At 64.5% G+C, this 2,188-nt stretch carries 2 protein-coding genes; both read left to right on the plus strand.

Annotated features, from left to right (window positions below):
- Nucleotides 1-1,080, plus strand: a 1,080-nt coding sequence (locus WCA53_RS10715; RefSeq protein WP_423908974.1) for a 3-oxoacyl-ACP reductase, incomplete at its 5' end; no start/stop codon positions are given.
- Between the two features lie 4 nt (nt 1,081-1,084).
- Complete coding sequence (locus WCA53_RS10720; RefSeq protein ID WP_423908977.1) at nt 1,085-1,978, plus strand: MaoC family dehydratase; 894 nt, start codon at nt 1,085-1,087, stop codon at nt 1,976-1,978.
- The last annotated feature ends 210 nt before the right edge of the window (nt 1,979-2,188 follow it).

Raw genomic sequence — 2,188 nt, forward strand, 5'->3', positions numbered from 1 at the left:
TCGCAACTCCATGCGCTTTACGCGTTCTTTCACGATGCCATCCGGTCGGTCGCCAATAGCGGGCGCATTGTCGTGCTGGGGTTGCCCCCGCAATCGTGCGTCTCGCCGCGCGCGTGGACGGCGCAACGCGCGCTGGAAGGCATGACGCGCTCGCTCGGCAAGGAAGCGCGCAGCGGGATAGCATCGAACCTGATCCAGGTTGAACCGGGCGGCGATATTGAGGGGACATTGCGCTTCCTGCTCTCGCCGCGCTCGGCGTATGTGTCAGGACAGGTCATTCACATTGACGCCACACCCGCCGCCGCGCCCGCTGACTGGAACCGGCCGCTCGCCGGCAAGCGCGCGCTCGTGACGGGTGCTGCACGGGGAATCGGGGCGGCAATCGCCTACGTGCTGGCGGAACGCGGCGCGCATGTGGTCGGGCTCGACGTGCCGACAGCCCAGGAAGCGCTCGATCAGACCATGCTCGCACTCGAAGACGCGTGGCCGTCGCAAGGCGCGCACACCGCGCTCCTCGCCGATATCGCCGCCCCCGAGGCGCCTGCCGAAATCGCTGCTACGGTTCACGCGCTGGGCGGTATCGATATCGTCGTACACAACGCGGGCATCACCCGCGACAAGACGATCGCAAAGATGACGGAGGCTGCGTGGGACAGCGTGATCGACGTGAATCTTTCGGCGCAAGAGCGCATCGACGACGTGTTGCTCGACCAAAACCTGCTTCACGCAGGCGGCCGGATCGTCGGGATTTCATCGATAAGCGGGATCGCCGGCAACCTCGGCCAGACGAACTACGCGACATCGAAAGCGGGGGTTATCGGACGCGTACAGGGCATGGCCGGCATGTTGCGCACGCAGGCCATCACGATCAACGCGGTGGCGCCGGGGTTCATCGAAACGGAGATGACGGCCAGGATTCCACTCGGCATTCGCGAAGCCGGAAGACGCATGAATTCGATGAGTCAGGGCGGCTGGCCCGTCGATGTAGCCGAGGCCGTCGCATGGCTAGCCAGTCCGGCGTCGGCGGGGATCACGGGACAGGTGGTGCGGGTATGCGGGCAAAGCCTGATCGGAGCCTGACACCATGAGCGCCTCTCCCCTGTTTGCGCCACGTGCACGCACCGTGATCGTGGAAACCTTGCCGCCCCCAGCCAAACTCTATGGACGCGCGCTACGGGGACTTTTCAAACGTGGCCTGGCGCCCGAGCTGCCGCTATTGAGACTCGTGCGCCCGAGCGTGGTGCTCGATCCGCAACAGATCGGCCAGTATGCACGCGTATGCGGCTTCATTCCCGAACAGGGTGTCCCGCTGACCTTTCCGCATGTGATGGCGTTTCCGCTGCACCTGATGTTGCTCACCGATCCCGCGTTTCCCTGGTCCGCCGCCGGGCTCGTTCATGTTTCGAACACTGTGCACCTGCGGCGCGCGCTGCAATCGCGCCAGACGCTGCGCATTGAAGTCGAGAGCGGCGCTTTGATCGCCCATGACACGGGTCAGGCGTTCACGCTGCATACGCGTATCTATCGTGGCGGCGAGGCGGTCTGGGACGCCGACAGCGTTTATCTCAAGCGTGGCGTGGCGAGTCGCGGGATTGCTTCAACTATCCTGGACCCCGTCGATACGCTGGTGCGCGAGGCACGCTGGCAACTTCCCTCCCAACTCGGCCGCGACTACGCTCAAGCATCGGGCGACTTCAACCCGATCCACTTGCACACGCTAAGCGCGAAGGCGTTCGGTTTTCCCCGCGCCATCGCGCACGGCATGTGGACGCTCGGACGCACACTCGCGGCGTTGCAGCCGTCGAAACAACTGGTCGCCGGTCACGTCCACGGCGATTTCAAGGCGCCGATTTTTTTACCCGGCGACGCCACGTTGTGGAGCGGGGCTTCATCGGCTAGGGTTCGCGACTTCGAAATACGCGATAGCGCTGGCGAAAAGCCGCACTTGCGCGGACGCTTTGACTGGGAAATTGCATGAGCGGACTCAAGCGACGAATCGAGCAACGCATCACGCGAAGCCGGCTTGCCAGCGGTGCCACGCCCGCGTCCGCCACGACCCTCGACGAGACTTGCCTATGACTCTCAGCGCCCTTCCCTCTGTGCGCCGCGTGGCGATCGTCGGCAGCAACCGGATTCCGTTCGCGCGCTCGAATACGGCGTACGCCCAGGCCTCGAATCAGGACATGCT

It is taken from the genome of Caballeronia sp., assembly GCF_049581465.1.
Classification (GTDB): Bacteria; Pseudomonadota; Gammaproteobacteria; order Burkholderiales; family Burkholderiaceae; genus Caballeronia.